Source organism: Staphylococcus intermedius NCTC 11048, from assembly GCF_002902385.1.
In the GTDB taxonomy this organism is placed as follows: domain Bacteria; phylum Bacillota; class Bacilli; order Staphylococcales; family Staphylococcaceae; genus Staphylococcus; species Staphylococcus intermedius.
This window is the reverse complement of record NZ_PPQH01000124.1, coordinates 1-1,029: the sequence shown is the minus strand read 5'-3', so window position 1 is coordinate 1,029 and position 1,029 is coordinate 1. Positions and strand designations below refer to the sequence as shown.

The 1,029-nt window shown below is 33.6% G+C and carries 1 protein-coding gene; it reads left to right on the top strand.

What is annotated here, in order from left to right; translation table 11 throughout:
* The first annotated feature begins 102 nt into the window (after positions 1 to 102).
* Positions 103 to 870, top strand: a complete 768-nt coding sequence (locus tag CD138_RS13385) for a conserved phage C-terminal domain-containing protein (RefSeq protein ID WP_019168929.1) — start codon at positions 103 to 105, stop codon at positions 868 to 870.
* The last annotated feature ends 159 nt before the right edge of the window (positions 871 to 1,029 follow it).

Genomic DNA, 1,029 nt, shown 5'->3' with positions numbered 1-1,029 from the left:
ACGTTCATCGAAGTATTTATAGAATTCTTCTTTGTTCATAACATCACCTCCAATCTGATGCAAAAGCATTCAGAAAAAATTATACCAGAAAGGAGATAAAAAATGGCTACATTTAGAGTTTACAAAGAATCAGGTAACTTTGTGACAGTACACAAAGATTTTATACATGATTCTAATATAAGTTGGAAAGCTAAAGGAATTCTACTTTATTTGTTAAGTCGGCCTGATGACTGGCAAATTTATGAAACAGAGCTAGAGCAACATTCAACCGATGGACTTAGCGGCTTAAAAAGCGGAATCAAGGAATTGGAAGAAATTGGATATATTCAACGTAATAGAAAACGTGATAAAAGCGGTAGGTTAAATGGCTATGAGTACTTAGTATATGAGCAACCACACCACATTCGATTTTCCAACGTTGGAAAAACCGTTAATGGAAAAACCAACAATGGAAAAACCGTTAATGGTAAATCGCATACTACTAATAATAATAGTACTAATAATGATTTAACTAATAATAACAATACTAATAATGACGGTAATATATTGTCGGGCAACCCGACTGCATATCCTTATCGAGATGTTATCGAATATCTTAACAAACAAACAGGTAAGCAATACAAATCAACTACTAAAAAGAATCAAACAGTCATACGTGCTAGAACAGATGAGGGCTTTACACTAGATGATTTTAAAAAAGCAATTGATAACAAAGTATCGGAATGGAAAGGTACAGACATGGAGAAGTATCTGAGACCCGAAACGTTATTTGGAACAAAATTTGAGGGTTACCTTAATCAGACGCCTAAATTAAGTGGTGTGGATCAATTGGAACGTATGAAGCATGACATGAGCTATTGGGAGGAATAAAAATGAATCCTTTTGAAAAAATAGCTGAGAGAATACAATTTAAAAACGAAATCGTAGAGAAGGAAACAGGATTACATTGTGATAAATGCGGTAGGGATTATGACTGGTATAAATTTGATAACGGTTATGAGTATAAAGATGGTTGTGACTGTGAACTAA

What these genes read in the sequence shown, in the direction of transcription:
- CD138_RS13385 (WP_019168929.1), top strand. Translation starts at nt 103, where the DNA reads ATGGCTACATTTAGAGTTTACAAAGAATCAGGTAACTTTGTGACAGTA.